Raw genomic sequence first — 15,934 nt, forward strand, 5'->3', positions numbered from 1 at the left:
CCGGACTCACGCAATTTATTCCAACGCCCCGCGGCAACTTCGCAGGGGAGGGTGAACTTCTGTAGCCAATGTGTGGTCTGTTAATCTAGAAAGAGCAGCACCTATCCCATCTTTCATTCGTATTTAAAAAGAGCACTAGCACTCTATTTCTCTAAAATGTTACAAGGGGTTCTTGCCAATAAAAATTTTACCTCATATTTCTTAAATACCTTTTATAGTCAGACTTACGTATAAGCTTTACCCAGGCAAAAAAAGAAACCATTCTAAATTTCAACGCAAGGTAAATTAGCTTTCTTGCAGAGTCTTTTTTCTCGTATCGTTTTTCTGTTATATCTAATGTTTCTTTTTCAAATTCTGCTATTTTTGACTTTATAGCCTCTCTCTTTTTTGAATTCATCGACATAGCTTTTTTATTATCGTTATCATTTGTTGGGCACGCCTCTCCCTCTTTGTTTATGTCAAGATATTTTTCCATCAACAATGCATATTCAGCTTCTTTTTCGACAGAATTGTTTTCATTTATAGAATTTAAAATAGACCTTGATTTCCTTGCTATTTCTATATAGGAGTTACCAACAAAGCGATGTTGAGCAGTTTGCTTTTCCAACCCCAAAAAACCAATTATTGCAGTTGAAATACCAACTAAGAGAGGGAGGATATGCCCAAGAAACTCTAAAAATAAAGATGATTTATTATTTTCCTGTGATAAGAACGCGCCTAAAAATTTTAAAAAGGTTTCCCCAATACCAGAAGCGATTATTGCAGAACCAATAACGGCAAATATCCCTAATCCAATTCTGAGCTTATTTTTTCTGTCGGCGGCTATAAAGTGCCTATCTTTTCCAATTTTGCAATCGATCTCTAGGTTCGCAATTTCTATTCGCTTTTTCTTATCCATTTTTGATTCCATGAATACTAGTAAATTTTGTTATTTATTGTAAATCAATAGCATAAACTGTTTTTAATTTTCCTGTAACTTAGAATTACTGGCAGACACCCTCAATAAAAGATCGTGCGTGCAAAACGCACTTGGTATTAACAGCCAACACCGAGGCTACAGAAGTTCACTCCCCCTCGGAGTTGCCGCAGGGCGAATAGGCAAATTGCGTGAGTCTCGCCATGGATGGCGAGCTAGCTTTCGCAGGTGCAAGGACGCATCCTTCGGAAGCGGTAGCAAATTTGGCTATGAGCACAAGGGGCTTTCAACTCCGTTAGGGGCGTCTTGGAGAATCCAAGGAGGATAGGACGAGCAGTCCTCCTTGGTCGACTCTTGATTAAAAATCAGGGGGGTGAAGCCCCACGACCTTGATTCATCTCGGCCGTAAGGCCGCAAACATATAGACAGCCAACATTAAAACTCAATTATTACACGCACTTTCCATCCGATGACTTATCGGAAGAAAGTGCTCGGCTGATGCCGCCGAAGATGACACTCAAGAAACCAATACTGACATCTTTTTGTCGCTCATCGGCGCTGCCCGTATCGTGGCCGCTCGCCTCACGCATGCTTTGATTATTGTTGGTTCCGCGTACAAAATCGCAGGACGCATTGCTGGTATTGTTCACCGAGCAGGCACTGAGTAAAGCGATCATTAGGCCGCAAAGGGCAAGGCGTAATCTTGGCATATTAGTTCAACACTTCTTCTAATGCCTTGAGGCATAAAGAAACATTCTCACGGCGGGCACCAAAGCCCATCAGACCGATGCGCCATGCTTTACCCGCAAGGGCGCCAAGGCCTGCACCGATTTCGAGGTTGTAATCCTTCAGTAAACGAGTGCGCACTGCGGCATCATCCACACCAGCGGGGATATAAACCGTATTCAGCTGCGGTAGGCGATAATCTTCGGCCACTACAAAATTTAGCCCTAACTTTTCCAGCCCAGCACGCAGCACTAAGTGCATTTCATGATGGCGTTGCCATGCATTCTCTAAGCCTTCGGCCGCCAAAATACGCAGGGATTCATGCAGTGCATACAGGGCGTTCACTGGCGCAGTGTGATGATAACTGCGTTTGCCGCCCGCGCTGGTCCAATAGGCCATCACTAGACTTTGATCGAGGAACCAACTTTGCACTGGGCTTTTACGATTCTTGAGTTTTTCGACGGCAGCAGGCGAGAAAGACACAGGTGATAAACCCGGTACACAGGAGAGGCACTTTTGACTGCCAGAATAAATAGCATCTATGCCCCATTCATCGACTCTTAACTCGACGCCACCAAGGGAAGTCACAGCATCGACTATGCTCAAGCAACCATAGGTTTTGGCTAATGCACACAAGGTCTTGGCATCGGACAAAGCACCAGTAGAGGTTTCGGCGTGCACAAAGGCTAAAAACTTGGCATCGGGATTGGCTTTAAGCGCCGCTTCAACCGCAGCAGGGTCGACAGGCGCGCCCCACTCATTGTCCACCAGCACTGCAATGGCGCCCACGCGCTCGACGTTTTGGCGCATACGCTCACCAAACACACCGTTACGACAGACAATAACTTTCTCACCCGGCTCGACTAAGTTAACGAAACAGGTTTCCATACCCGCACTGCCCGGCGCAGATACCGCCATAGTCATTTCGTTTTTAGTTTGGAAGGCGTATTGGATCAGGCTCTTAAGCTCATCCATCATGCCGACAAACAGCGGATCTAAGTGGCCGATTGTCGGTCTGGACTGCGCCGCAAGCACTTCGGGATAAACATCCGACGGGCCTGGGCCCATCAAAATACGGCGAGGAGGATTAAAAGCGGTAAAACGCGGTGCTGGTAACATCATGTCTCCTTAATGCGTGCAGGTCGAGGTCTCGTTCTTATGAGCTAATACTGGTCAGCAAAGCAAGCTAACTTTTACAAGTGCATAAACGGCTAGAGTATTAAGTCTACAAAACTACCACAAAAAAGGGCGCATGTGCGCCCCTCCTTTAGCCTAAGTTGTCACAAAACTGGCTTTAATACTAATGGCCGTTATGACTGTATCTTATTGTTTACGTTACCCGCATTTAAAAACAGCTGATAGGCAGGACTTTGGGTTTCCTCTTGATAGACGAAACCCAACTCAGTTAAAAACTGTTGGAACGGCAAGGCATCACTCGCGGGCACTTCAAACCCAGCCAGCACTCGGCCAAAGGCCGCGCCGTGGTTGCGATAATGGAACAGACTAATGTTCCATTTGCTCTGCAAGGTAGTTAAAAACTTCAGCAGCGCACCGGGATGTTCAGGGAATTCGAAGCTAAACAAACGCTCTTCTAAAGGCTCAGGTGGATGGCCGCCGACCATATAGCGCACATGCAATTTCGCGGTTTCATCGCCGGATAAATCCTGCACTTCAAAATCGTTAGCCTCTAAGGTAGCGATGATTTGTTCAAGTTCGCCTTGGCCTCTGCTTAGGCGAATGCCAGCAAACACCACGGCCAGATCGCGACTGCTGAAACGATAGTTGAACTCTGTCATCACCCGCTTATCGAGTAACTCACAGAATTTTAAGAAACTTCCCGGACGTTCAGGGACTTTCACTGCCAGTACTGCTTCTTTTTGCTCACCGAGTTCGCAGCGTTCAGACACATAACGCAAACTGTGGAAATTCACATTCGCGCCACTCAAAATTGCGGCCAGCTTTTCGCCATTGCCGAAGTAGCCTTTACCGCTGTCGCCACTGCCATTGGCGCTGACATATTTTTTAAGTCCAGCTAAGGCCAAAGCCCCAGCAGGTTCGGCGATCGCACGGGTGTCTTCGAAGATATCTTTCACCGCAGCGCAGATTTCATCAGAGGTCACAGTCACCACTTCATCAACATACAGTTTGGCGACTCGAAACGGCTCAGTACCGATACGCTTCACCGCCACACCGTCGGCAAATAAACCGACTTGCGCCAGTGTCACCGGCTCGCCCGCCTCCATCGCCGCCTTTAAACAGGCGGCATCTTCTGGCTCGACGCCGATAATTTTCACCTGCGGCATCACCGCCTTGTAATAGGCTGCGATACCCGCGATTAAACCGCCGCCGCCCACGGGCACAAATACCACTTCGAGATCGCGCTGCTGCTGCAACATCTCTTGGGCGATAGTGCCTTGGCCTGCGATCACGGCTTCATCATCAAAGGGCGCAATGTAAACTCGGCCCTCTTCTTTCGCCAGCGCCATCGCAAAACCATTGGCTTGATCGAAGGCTTGGCCGTGCAATACCACGTTGCCACCTAAACGGCGCACCGCATCGACTTTGATATCGGGCGTCGTCTCAGGCATCACAATCACAGCATCCACGCCGCGACTCGCCGCCGACATCGCCACACCCTGAGCATGATTGCCTGCCGAAGCGCACACCACGCCGCGCTGACATTCTTCTTTCGTCAGCTGGGCGATACGGTTATAGGCACCGCGTAACTTGAAGGAGTGCACTGGCTGCATATCTTCGCGCTTCAAAAATACCTGACAACCTAAACGCGCCGATAACTTGTTCATGCTTGAAAGCGGCGTCACTTTCGCTATGTCATACACAGATGACAACAGGATTTTTTGCAGATAGCTTTGTGCCAACTGAAAATGTGCTAAATCCGTCCGAGCTTGCGATGCAAGTGGCAACATATTAGTCCTCCAGTTTACTGCGATCGCGCACCGCGCCCTTATCGGCACTGGTGGCGAGCATGGCGTAGGCCTTAAGCGCGAGTGATACATAACGTTGGCGACCGATAGGTTTCCACGCCATTAGGCCAAGACTGTGCATTTTTTCGCGGCGAGCATTGAGTTCAACATCACTTACTGCCAACTTGATGCTGCGCTTTGGAATATCAATTTCGATGCGATCGCCATTTTCAATCAAGGCGATTGTGCCGCCCGCAGCCGCTTCGGGTGAGACGTGCCCAATCGATAAACCTGAAGTGCCACCGGAGAAACGACCGTCGGTGATCAGCGCACAGGCCTTGCCTAAACCGCGTGATTTTAAGTAACTGGTTGGGTACAACATTTCTTGCATACCCGGGCCGCCTTTCGGGCCTTCATAACGGATAACAACCACATCACCCGCCACCACTTCGCCGCCTAAGATACCCGCCACTGCGTCATCTTGGCTTTCATAGACGCGCGCCGAGCCGATGAAGGTCAGATTCGATTCATCCACGCCCGCCGTTTTAACTATACAACCGTTCTCGGCCACGTTGCCCGACAATACGGCAAGGCCACCTTCTTGGCTGAAGGCAAATTCGCGGCTACGGATACAGCCTTCTTGTCTGTCGTTATCCAGTGACGGCCAGCGACAATCTTGGCTAAAGGCTTTAGTGGTCGGGATGCCCGCAGGCCCCGCCATAAAGAAGTGTTTTACTTTTTCATCTTGCGTCTGCATCACATCGTACTGGGCCAATACCGATTTCAAGGTCCCGCTGCCCGGCGTGCCGTCATTGTCGGCCGCCACATGGAACACATCGGTATGCAGTAATCCGGCTCTGTCGAGCTCGCCCAAAATCCCCATCACGCCGCCAGCACGGTGCACGTCTTCCATATGGTATTTAGGCGTCGATGGTGCAACCTTACAAAGGTGCGGCACAAGGCGCGACATACGGTCGATATCCGCCATGGTAAAATCAACATCGGCTTCCTGCGCAGCGGCTAATAAATGCAATACGGTGTTAGATGAACCGCCCATGGCGATATCTAAGGTCATAGCATTTTCGAAGGCTTTAAAGTTGGCGATATTACGTGGCAATGCCGATTCATCATCTTGATGATAATACCGTTTTGCCAGCGCCATCACGCGACGACCCGCTTCCAAAAACAGCTCGCGGCGATCGGCGTGGGTTGCCAGCATAGAGCCGTTACCCGGCAGCGATAATCCTAGCGCTTCGGTTAAACAGTTCATTGAGTTGGCGGTAAACATACCAGAGCAAGAACCGCAGGTTGGGCACGCGCTACGCTCGATTTTGGCACTGTCTTCATCGCTCACGTTCGAGTCGGCGCCCGCCACCATAGCATCGACTAAATCGAGTTTGATGAGTTTATCCGACAACTTAGTTTTACCCGCTTCCATCGGTCCACCAGACACAAATACGACGGGAATATTGAGGCGCAGCGCCGCCATCAACATGCCGGGGGTGATCTTGTCGCAGTTGGAGATACACACTAAGGCATCGGCGCAGTGGGCGTTAACCATGTATTCCACACTGTCGGCGATAAGCTCACGCGATGGCAGACTGTAAAGCATGCCACCGTGGCCCATGGCAATACCGTCATCGACGGCGATCGTATTGAATTCTTTTGCGATACCGCCCGCTTCTTCAATGGCGCTCGCGACGAGTGAGCCCATGTCTTTTAAGTGCACGTGGCCCGGTACAAATTGAGTAAAGGAGTTAGCAATGGCGATAATTGGCTTACCAAAATCATTGTCTTTCACCCCTGTGGCGCGCCATAACGCACGTGCACCCGCCATATTGCGGCCTTCGGTACTGGTAGCTGATCGTAACTTTGGCATTGACTGTATCCTTTATCTCAAATCGAAAATCGTATTCTTAATTCACATGGCGAATGCTGCACTTGCCGCATTCCCCTCAATATCTGGCACTCATAGTCACTCAACATCATGGACTAAAATGCACCTAAGCAAGGCCTTAAGCATTCGCCGTTTGTTGTAAGCTCAGCGGTAACAATACCTTACATTGAGTCACATCAATCAGTTTATTCAGCTGATTACTTAACAGTTCGATGGCGCGTTCGCTATCGACTTCCATATCCAGTGACAGGCTCGCATCGTCATTCATGCGCATCTGCATTTGGGTAATCGTAAAGCCACGATGGCGAGTCACGCGCAAAACACGCTCAAGCACTTCGGGGCGCTGTTGAACCGTTAATTCCAGAGAGTGGATCATGTTTGTTTCTCCATTTCATCCATCATATCGCTGTTTGATGCGCCGGGGGGCACCAGTGGCCAAACGTTAAAAGCATCGTCGATTGCAACGTGTAACAAATACGGGCCCTTAGCCGCTAACATTTCGGTTAAGGCTTCTTCCACTTCGTCGGAAGAGAAAATCGTGCGGCCGGGGATATCAAAGGCGGAGGCCAATAAAACAAAATCTGGGTTATCGGATAAATCCGTTTCGCTGTAGCGTTCTTCAAAGAATAGCTGTTGCCACTGTTTCACCATGCCAAGCTTTTGGTTATCAACCAGCACGATTTTCACTGGCAGCTTGCGGCGTTTGATGGTGGTCAGTTCCTGCACATTCATCATGAAAGAACCATCGCCAGACACAGTAACTACAGTGGCATCGGGACGGGCCACTTGCGCACCAATCGCGGCGGGTAAGCCAAAGCCCATAGTGCCTAAGCCCGCGCTGGACAGATGATCTTCTGGACGGCGGAACCACATATGCTGGGCCACCCACATTTGGTGCTGACCCACATCGCAGCACACTACGCTGTCTTCGGGTAATTTATTGGCTAAGCGGCGCAGCAGCGCAGGCGCATAGATCAAACTGCCGGGGTGTTGATAATCCCATTGATGCTTACGGGATAAATGCTCCACCTCGGCCTGCCAAGGCGTGATGTTCATCGACATGGCTAAGGCAGGTAAGATTTGGCGTAAGTCACCAGCGATTGCCACCTCAGGCATACGCAATTTACCCAGTTCGGCGGCGTCGATGTCTAAATGGATCACTTTGGCCTTGTCGGCAAAGCTCGCTAAACGGCCGGTGACTCGGTCGTCGAAACGGGCACCCACCACGATCAGCAAATCGCAATCCTGTACCGCTAAGTTAGCTGCCTTGCCGCCATGCATGCCTAACATGCCTAAGTAGCCGGGTGTGCCGTGGGCGATACTACCCAGCCCTTTCAAGGTTGCGACCGAAGGTATGCCCGTCACTTTGATAAACTCACGCAGTTGATCGACCGCGCCCGCCATGCCCACACCACCGCCGACATACAACATAGGCTGTTTAGCCTCAGCCAACAGTGCACGGGCAGCGTCGATATCACTCATCTCGGCTTGGGGTTCGTTCATCACGGCCAGCAAAGGTGTGCGATATTCCAATTGGGCGATTTGGATATCCTTCGGGATATCGACCAGCACAGGGCCAGGGCGACCGGATGCAGCGATTTCGAAGGCTTGATACAAGGTTGGGATCAGGTCGTTGACGTCTGTCACCATGAAACTGTGCTTAGTGCAGCTCAGTGACATGCCCAGCACGTCGATTTCTTGAAAGGCGTCGGTGCCGATAACGGCGGTAGAAACTTGGCCTGTGATGGCCACCATAGGCACTGAATCTAACAGCGCGTCGGCTAAGGAAGTGATCAAGTTAGTCGCGCCAGGGCCTGAAGTCGCAAAGCACACGCCAGTTTTACCGCTGGCTCTTGCGTATCCTACGGCGGCAAAGGCGGCGCCTTGTTCGTGACGGCTGAGCAGATGTTCGACAGGGCTTCCATAGAGGGCATCGTATATTGGCATAATGGCACCACCTGGGTAACCAAACACTGTGGTGACGCCATGTGCTGCTAACACTTTAATTACCGCATCTGCGCCTCTGATCATCTGCCCTGGTTCCATATTCTCTCTCGCTACGTTAGTCCTGAATTGCCGAAAATCGACGCTAATTTTTTACTCTTTCGAAGCTTAGGACCTTGCTCTAGGCCCTAAAACGAAGAACCCCCCGGTCCTTTCGGAGCGGGGGGTTCTTTCGAAACTTCTAACCTTTTAGGTCTATCAGTTCGCCATGCGCCGCCCCCGCTGTGATTTAATAATCACGACGGTAATAATCACGAGAATGAGCTTGGCAGCTTGGTTAAACATCAATATGGATTCCTAATCGGTGTTTCTAAAATTGGGATATTGCATGAAAGTTAGTTTCGCTTTGGACTTTGCCCGACCGCGAGCTATTAGCTTTACCATAAAGCGACAGCCAAACACAATAAAAAATATCTTTTGTCAAAAAAATTCAGCTTCCCTGCCGAGACAATGCAAAACAACAAAGTAAAACGTTAACTGTTGATCCTCAGTCGGCGCGATTCACCTACCATAGGATTCATTCACTGAACGCACATTCACCATCGAACGCTCACTGAAGATTCACTCACTAACTATTAACTCACTAACAATGTCGTTTTTGCCCGCTCGACAACCCACTGAACAGGAAAAATTTGTTTCTCACTAAGCTGATTCATCACTAAGCAAGCTCAAGATGCGCGTTTCAGTCTCTGAGGTTGCTTGGGAACTGAGCTGAGACCCAAGTCCTTTGAGTCTCAACCCTCTCCCCCAATGCTGGGCTTAATTAACGATCAATTAAGCCTCAACAATGCTCTTCATATCTGTCATGTAACCGCGAAGTTCAGCGCCAACATATTCCACTGCCGTTTCACGAATCGCTTCGTTAACTGCGATGAGCGTTAGGTTGTCGACACCGGTTGCGCTGTCTTTCAGGCCAGCACCTAAATACTCAGATGACATGGCATTAACGTAGTCGCGCAGCATAGGTACGGCGGCGTGATTGAACAGGTAGCAACCGTATTCGGCCGTGTCTGAAATCACCACGTTCATCTCATACAAACGCTTACGGGCAATCGTATTAGCGATAAGTGGGGTTTCGTGCAGTGACTCGTAATAAGCCGACTCTTCCACGATACCCGCAGACACCATAGTGTCGAACGCCAGTTCCACACCCGCTTTGATCATAGCGACAAGGAAAATACCTTTGTCGAAATAGGTTTGTTCGTCGATATGCTCGCTCGATACGGGCGCATTTTCGAAACCTGTTTCGCCAGTTTCGGCTCTCCAACGCAGTAAGTTCGCATCATCGTTCGCCCAATCTTCCATCATAGTGCGAGAGAATTCGCCGCTGATGATGTCATCCATGTGCTTTTCAAATAATGGCTGGAGGATTTCTTTTAAATCTTCTGCAATTTCAAATGCTTTAATCTTGGCTGGATTAGATAAACGGTCCATCATGTTAGTGATGCCGCCGTGTTTCAGCGCTTCAGTGACCGTTTCCCAACCTTGCTGGATAAGCTTGGCCGCGTAGCCTGGCTCAACGCCATCGGCGATCATTTTCTCGTAACCTAAGATGGCGCCCGTCTGCAACATACCGCACAGAATGGTCTGCTCGCCCATTAGATCTGACTTCACTTCAGCGATGAAAGACGACAGTAAAACACCGGCTCTGTCGCCACCCGTTGCACTGGCGTAGGCTTTAGCAATCTCTAAGCCGTCACCGTCTGGATCGTTTTCTGGGTGAACCGCAATAAGGGTTGGCACACCAAAACCACGTTTGTATTCTTCACGCACTTCAGTGCCTGGGCACTTAGGGGCAACCATCACCACAGTGATATCGAGACGAACTTGCATGCCCTCTTCAACGATGTTGAAGCCGTGTGAGTAAGACAAGGTAGAACCTTGCTTCATCAATGGCATAACCGCGTTAACCACGTTGGAATGCTGTTTGTCCGGCGTCAGGTTAAGTACCAGATCCGCTGCGGGGATTAATTCTTCAAACGTACCGACACGGAAACCGTTGTCAGTCGCTTTTTGCCATGAGGCACGTTTCTGTTCAATCGCTTCAGGACGCAGGGCAAAAGAGATATTCAGACCCGAATCACGCATGTTCAAGCCTTGGTTAAGACCTTGAGCACCACAACCTAAAATAACAATATTCCAATCTTTGATGTAGTTACAGCCGTCGCTAAACTCAGAACGATCCATGAAACGACATTGGCCAAGCTGTGCTAATTGTTGACGTAAATTCAGAGAGTTAAAATAGTTAGCCATCTGATATACCACCTATAAGTCAGAAATTTTGGACGCAACCAAACTAACATAATGTTACGGCTTGGTTGTGATTGAAATCACTATAACCCATGCTTATCATTGCTTAAAATGATATATTCGGAACTTCATATTGCATTATGCGCAACGTCAACTGCAATCATGGATCAGTAACACTAACAGTAACATCGGCGCCAATATGCGGTCCCCAATCACGCAGTCACTCAAGCCAAGGCTCAAGCTCAGACTAAACAGGATAAGTCATGGATATTCGTACCCTCAAATTGTACCTGCACTTATGTGACAGTTTGCACTTCGCCAAGACAGCGGAACAGATGCATGTGAGCCCATCGACCTTAAGCCGAGTCCTGCAAAGATTAGAAGAAGAAGTGAACGCTAAGCTATTAGAGCGGGATAATCGCAGCGTGACCTTAACCCACGCGGGACACGAGTTTAAGCGGTTCGCCGAGCAGACTTTGAACCATTGGAGCACGCTCAAGCACAGTATCGATCTTAAGCAGGACGTGCTGCGCGGTCGGTTAAATCTGTATTGCTCGGTCACCGCTGCCTACAGTCATTTACCGGGTTTATTGGATTTATTCCGCCAAGAACATCCCTTCGTCGAGATTGCCTTAACCACGGGAGATGCGGCGAACGCGCTGGCAGAAGTGCAGCAGAATCGCGCCGATATCGCCATCGCCGCCCTGCCCGATCCGTTTCCCAGCTGCTTACACTTTGCCAAAATCGACGATGTGCCGCTGTCGATTATCGCCCCAACCATACGTTGCGCGGTGCAGCAGCAGATTTCCCAAACGCCCATCGATTGGTCGAGCGTGCCCTTTATTATTCCCGACCATGGCCCCGGACGTCGCCGCGCCGATAACTGGTTCAAACAAATGGGCATCAGCCCTAATATTTACGCCCAAGTGTCGGGCCAAGAAGCGATCGCCTCTATGGTAGCGTTAGGCTGCGGTGTGAGTATGAGCCCAGAAGTGGTAATCAATAACAGCCCAGTGCGGGATCGCATTCAACTGCTCTCGTCGCCGGTTGCGATTCCGCCGTTTGAGTTAGGTTGCTGCTGCAAAGTAAAACGGCTCGACGATCCCATTGTAAATGCGTTTTTGGATGTGATTTAAACGGGGAAAGTAATACAAAAATAAAGTGCGAGTGAAGAGTTTCAACGAGATATAAAGCCGAAACGGCTCTCAAAAAGCTAAAAACTTAGCGAAAGAGAACCGCTTCATTATCGAAGAGTTGCTATCAAACTGGTGCTAACGAACTATTGCCACAAGATTTCTATCGCAAGGCAATCAACACAAGATGACAGGATTACACATCTGGCGAGTTGAGCTTATCGATAGGATCGATGCGGGTAACCAATAGCTGATCGACCTTGTAAGAATCGATATCGACCACCTCAAATTTATAGCCCGCATAGTTCACGAAATCGGTACGCTTAGGGATTTTACGCAGCATATACATCATAAAACCGGCAATGGTTTCGTAGTTCTGATTATGCGGGAATTCTTCGATGCCGAAGGCGCGCATGACGTCGGTAATAGGTGTTACCCCATCTACTAACCAAGAGTTGCTATCCCGGGCGATGATCTGCTCTTCGCTCTCGTGCAATGACCAAGCCCCCATCACGGCGCGCTGCAAATCGTTGGTCGTAACAATCCCGACCACTAACGCATATTCGTTCATAACCACGGCAAAATCGGCGCGGCTATTCTTAAAGTATTCCATAGCCTCTGATAGGCTCAAAGTATCAGGAATGATCAGCGAAGTGTGGACTAAGTTACTGCCTTTTAAGGTGATATTCTCACCGTTGATCACACGGATCAGCAATTCTTTTGCATCCACAAAGCCTTTGATCATATCTAACTGACCATCGCAGACGAGGAACTTAGTATGGGGATCTTCAGAAATCTTACGCTTGATATCTTCTTCGCTGTCTTGCAGTAAAAAGTACACTAAGCTTTCACGGGCCGTCATGGCAGAAGTTACAGAAACGGTTTGCATTTCAAACACATTTTCCATCATCTGTTGTTCACCGCGATCTAGTACCCCAGCTTCGGCTCCCGCATTCATCACAGCATAAATGTCGTCAGAGGTGATGGCATCGTTACGCACGGTTGGGATTTGCAGCAGTTTAAAGATGCCGCTCGCCATGCCATTGAAAAACCATACTAATGGACGCAATAGCACAATACAGAAAGACATAGGCCCAACAACGGCTAATGCGACGGGCTCAGGCATCGCCATCGCAATGCGTTTTGGCATCAAATCGGCCACCAGAATAAAGGCACTGGTGACGACAACAAAGGATAAAATAAAGCTCAGTTGGCTCAACCAAGGATCGGTCAGCAAAGGCGATAGTAATTCATAGAAATAAGGTCGAAATGCCGACTCACCGACGATACCGCCCATGATAGCAACGGCATTAAGCCCGATTTGTACCACAGTAAAAAAGCTGCCGGGAACGGCTTGTAACTGCAACACTTTTTCTGCGCGGGCATCGCCCTCATCGGCCAATTGACGTAAACGGATTTTACGTGAAGCGGCAAGTGCAATTTCTGACATAGAGAAGAAACAACTCGCACCGATTAGGCACAATATAATCATCACGTTATCAAACAGACTCATGTAACACCTTTCATTTAACACTGGACTAACTAGGACCAACCCGCGCTTTATGGCTCGCGAGTCAGCTGAATTCATTTTATTGGGGCACAGTTTGCTAGGGGTTATCCAGCCTAAAAACCGTTCAAACGGCTGTGCCAGCTCCTTGCTACCCTAAGATAAAAAGCACTTACATTGCCGTTTTAGGCTGCTCTGAGTATATCTGCAAATTCACGGCTTAGGCGCGACTCGACATCATTAAGACATCTCAGTGCGGTGGCTTTGATATTGAGCTGCTAGAACGTACATTTAAGCCAATGAAATTGACTAGGCAGTCGTGGCTTTCGCTTAGTTGCGTTACGAGAAATACGTCCAGAATGGCAGCATGGATGTCACTCAGAGTGCATCGCTAAATCGACTATGGGCGACAGATTATATCTCATTTGCCGCCTAATATTACCTCACCTTGAGTAATTTTTATCTTAACGATGGATCTACAGCACGGTTTCATGCAAATGTTATCAATTAGTTGGCATGATTGAATGCGGTCTGTGACATAAAGAGGTTCAGCTGATTTAGCCTAAATATCGCCAGATGGCTAAATGACGAACGCTGATGACCTAAGCATTGCTTAAGCATGGAGATAGGACAATTTGAGGCTTAATCCCACTCATTAAGCGCAGAGAGCACCTAATGATGGAGCAATACTCAACTGGTGCCGAACAACAAAAGACTGCAATAGGTATAGGCACAAGGCTGACTTGCCCCTATGCCATTAAATCACTTCAACTTCGACCCTATTACGCCCTTTATCCTTAGCGCGATAGAGACAAACATCGGCACGGCGTAACACGTCGGGCATCTTAAGTCCCGAGACCTTATCTAATGGCAAAAACACGCTGCCAATACTAATCGTTACCGCTGCCAACGGTGATGCTTGATGGGGAATACTGAGTTGCTCGACGAGATAACACAGTTGCGTGGCAATAGCCGTTAACTGCGCAGGTGAGACGTGCTCAACGACTAAGGCAAACTCTTCGCCCCCGATGCGCGCCAACAAAGCATTGTGCGGCAGGATATCGCACTGCGCTAAGGCATCCGCCACACGCTTAAGCACTAGGTCACCTTCAATATGACCATAAGTGTCGTTATAGGATTTAAAATAATCGACGTCCAACATCAACAGCCCCGCTGGCGTCTTGGTCTGTAGCACAGTCTCTAGCCTTTCGGTAAAAGGACGTCTATTCGCTAACCCAGTCAACTCATCGGTTTCGGCCTTTTCTTTCAATTGAGTATTGGCAGTAACCAGCGCTTGTTGCAGCACTATCATCTGCCGCTCTTTTTGCTCGCGCAGCAGTAACTCGTTCAATGCGGACGCAAACTGAGTCAGCATATTCTTTTTCTGGGCATTCCAGTTCAGTGGCCGCGACACCGTCGACAGCGAGAGCAATCCCAATAACTCCCCAGCATTTTTAATCGCAAAGGCGGCAATCGAGCAAATGCCCACGGATTTCATCACCTCATATTCCTGTGGAGAGAAGCCCTTTAACGCCTCAAGATCCTCAATCACTAAGGTCGATTCTGTTTCGAATTTTTTAGCAAGCTGAGTAATGTTGTCCACCGAAATCCCTTGGACCTTGTTAGCATGTAACTCGCTGGTCCAAAAACTGCGGTAATAAGCATGCTGTTGATGAAATTCGAGAATGCTCACCCTCTCAACATCAAACAACTGACCTATTCTGTGGCACACCTCAGTTAAGGTTTTATCTACATTGCAGGTATCGATACTCAAAAATTGCAACGAAATCTCTGCCAGCAACTGATTCGACTGCGACTGCCAGTCCAGTTCTTTGGTCCGCTCTTTCACTAAGTCCGACAATAAATGCTGCTGTTGCTGTAACGCACGTTGATGGCGTTTATTGATAGCGAGGTCGTTACGTATCCTTTGATACATGGCCTTAAGTGACAATGCCACATGGGCGATCTCGTCAGGACTGGCGGTCACCGTCTCTGGCACAGATAACTTCTTTAGCGATTTAAGATTGATTTTATTAGTAAAATCTTCCAATGCCGACAATCTATCCGTCACCATGAGTCGCACTAAGGTCAAGATCAAATAGATCATCAGCAGGGTCTTTAAGCCATTGCCAAGCACAATAAAAATCAACTGCCGCCACAGCTCGTAGTAAAGCTGGTTGGTGTCTAAGCCTACGGTTAAGGTTGCGATCAGCTGATCTTGATAAGTCACAGGATAATGAAACAGGGTTTGCGACTCGTCATCGGTTAACAGCGGTTTACCCAGCTGCATAGTAACGCCGTCGATACTGTCTAAATGCACACTCGACACTAACGGCATCATCCCTAAACCAGAGAGTAAATCAGATAGCAGGCTGCGGTCGACATCCCACAGCGACTTCGCCACGCTCGGCAGAATAGATTCTGAATATTCGCGGATATCCGACGTGGCATTGTCGATACTATCCTGATAGTTCCAAATCAACTGCACCAGCATAGTTAACACTGCAAAAAATGAGCTCACCCCGATGATGGTCAGCGTCATCTTATGACTAATAGAATGATTTCGATGCTTCATGT

At 48.7% G+C, this 15,934-nt stretch carries 11 protein-coding genes; 1 reads left to right on the plus strand and 10 read right to left on the minus strand.

The features are described 5' to 3' along the window. Positions 1–187: 187 nt before the first annotated feature. The 8 genes from NE536_RS19835 to ilvC all read right to left on the minus strand — a co-directional run bounded on the left by NE536_RS19835 (position 188) and on the right by ilvC (position 10,720). Positions 188–898, minus strand: a complete 711-nt coding sequence (locus NE536_RS19835; RefSeq protein ID WP_261273773.1) for an SLATT domain-containing protein — start codon at positions 896–898, stop codon at positions 188–190. A gap of 467 nt (positions 899–1,365) precedes the next feature. Then, positions 1,366–1,626, minus strand: a complete 261-nt coding sequence (locus NE536_RS19840; RefSeq protein WP_115336048.1) for a hypothetical protein — start codon at positions 1,624–1,626, stop codon at positions 1,366–1,368. A gap of 1 nt (position 1,627) precedes the next feature. Then, positions 1,628–2,761 (minus strand): pyridoxal-phosphate-dependent aminotransferase family protein, encoded by a 1,134-nt coding sequence (locus NE536_RS19845; protein WP_261273787.1) that lies wholly within the window; start codon positions 2,759–2,761, stop codon positions 1,628–1,630. 191 nt (positions 2,762–2,952) lie between these two features. Beyond that, positions 2,953–4,569 (minus strand): threonine ammonia-lyase, biosynthetic, encoded by a 1,617-nt coding sequence (ilvA, locus tag NE536_RS19850; RefSeq protein ID WP_261273774.1) that lies wholly within the window; start codon positions 4,567–4,569, stop codon positions 2,953–2,955. A 1-nt stretch (position 4,570) separates the two neighbouring features. Further along, positions 4,571–6,445 carry a dihydroxy-acid dehydratase gene (gene ilvD, locus NE536_RS19855; RefSeq protein WP_261273775.1) on the minus strand — a complete coding sequence of 625 codons (1,875 nt, stop codon included), beginning with the start codon at positions 6,443–6,445 and terminating at the stop codon, positions 4,571–4,573. Between the two features lie 136 nt (positions 6,446–6,581). Continuing rightward, entirely contained in the window at positions 6,582–6,839 is a 258-nt protein-coding gene (gene ilvM, locus NE536_RS19860) for an acetolactate synthase 2 small subunit (RefSeq protein ID WP_006083459.1), read from the minus strand. Then, complete coding sequence (gene ilvG, locus NE536_RS19865; protein ID WP_006083460.1) at positions 6,836–8,509, minus strand: acetolactate synthase 2 catalytic subunit; 1,674 nt, start codon at positions 8,507–8,509, stop codon at positions 6,836–6,838. Before ilvG ends, ilvM begins: the two co-directional genes overlap by 4 nt. Positions 8,510–9,241: 732 nt before the next feature. After that, positions 9,242–10,720 carry a ketol-acid reductoisomerase gene (gene ilvC, locus NE536_RS19870; RefSeq protein ID WP_261273776.1) on the minus strand — a complete coding sequence of 493 codons (1,479 nt, stop codon included), beginning with the start codon at positions 10,718–10,720 and terminating at the stop codon, positions 9,242–9,244. Between the two features lie 260 nt (positions 10,721–10,980). Between ilvC and ilvY the strand changes: the two genes are divergently transcribed. Further along, a complete protein-coding gene (ilvY, locus tag NE536_RS19875) occupies positions 10,981–11,853 on the plus strand; it encodes an HTH-type transcriptional activator IlvY (protein WP_261273777.1) in 873 nt (290 codons plus the stop codon). Positions 11,854–12,046: 193 nt separating this feature from the next. Here ilvY and paeA read toward each other — a convergent pair whose 3' ends face one another. Beyond that, a complete protein-coding gene (gene paeA / locus NE536_RS19880; protein WP_012090436.1) occupies positions 12,047–13,363 on the minus strand; it encodes a polyamine export protein PaeA in 1,317 nt (438 codons plus the stop codon). 751 nt (positions 13,364–14,114) lie between these two features. Further along, entirely contained in the window at positions 14,115–15,899 is a 1,785-nt protein-coding gene (locus NE536_RS19885) for a sensor domain-containing diguanylate cyclase (protein ID WP_261273788.1), read from the minus strand. Between the last annotated feature and the right edge of the window lie 35 nt (positions 15,900–15,934).

Origin of the sequence: Shewanella septentrionalis, from assembly GCF_025370265.1 — a bacterium.
GTDB lineage: Bacteria > Pseudomonadota > Gammaproteobacteria > Enterobacterales > Shewanellaceae > Shewanella > Shewanella hafniensis.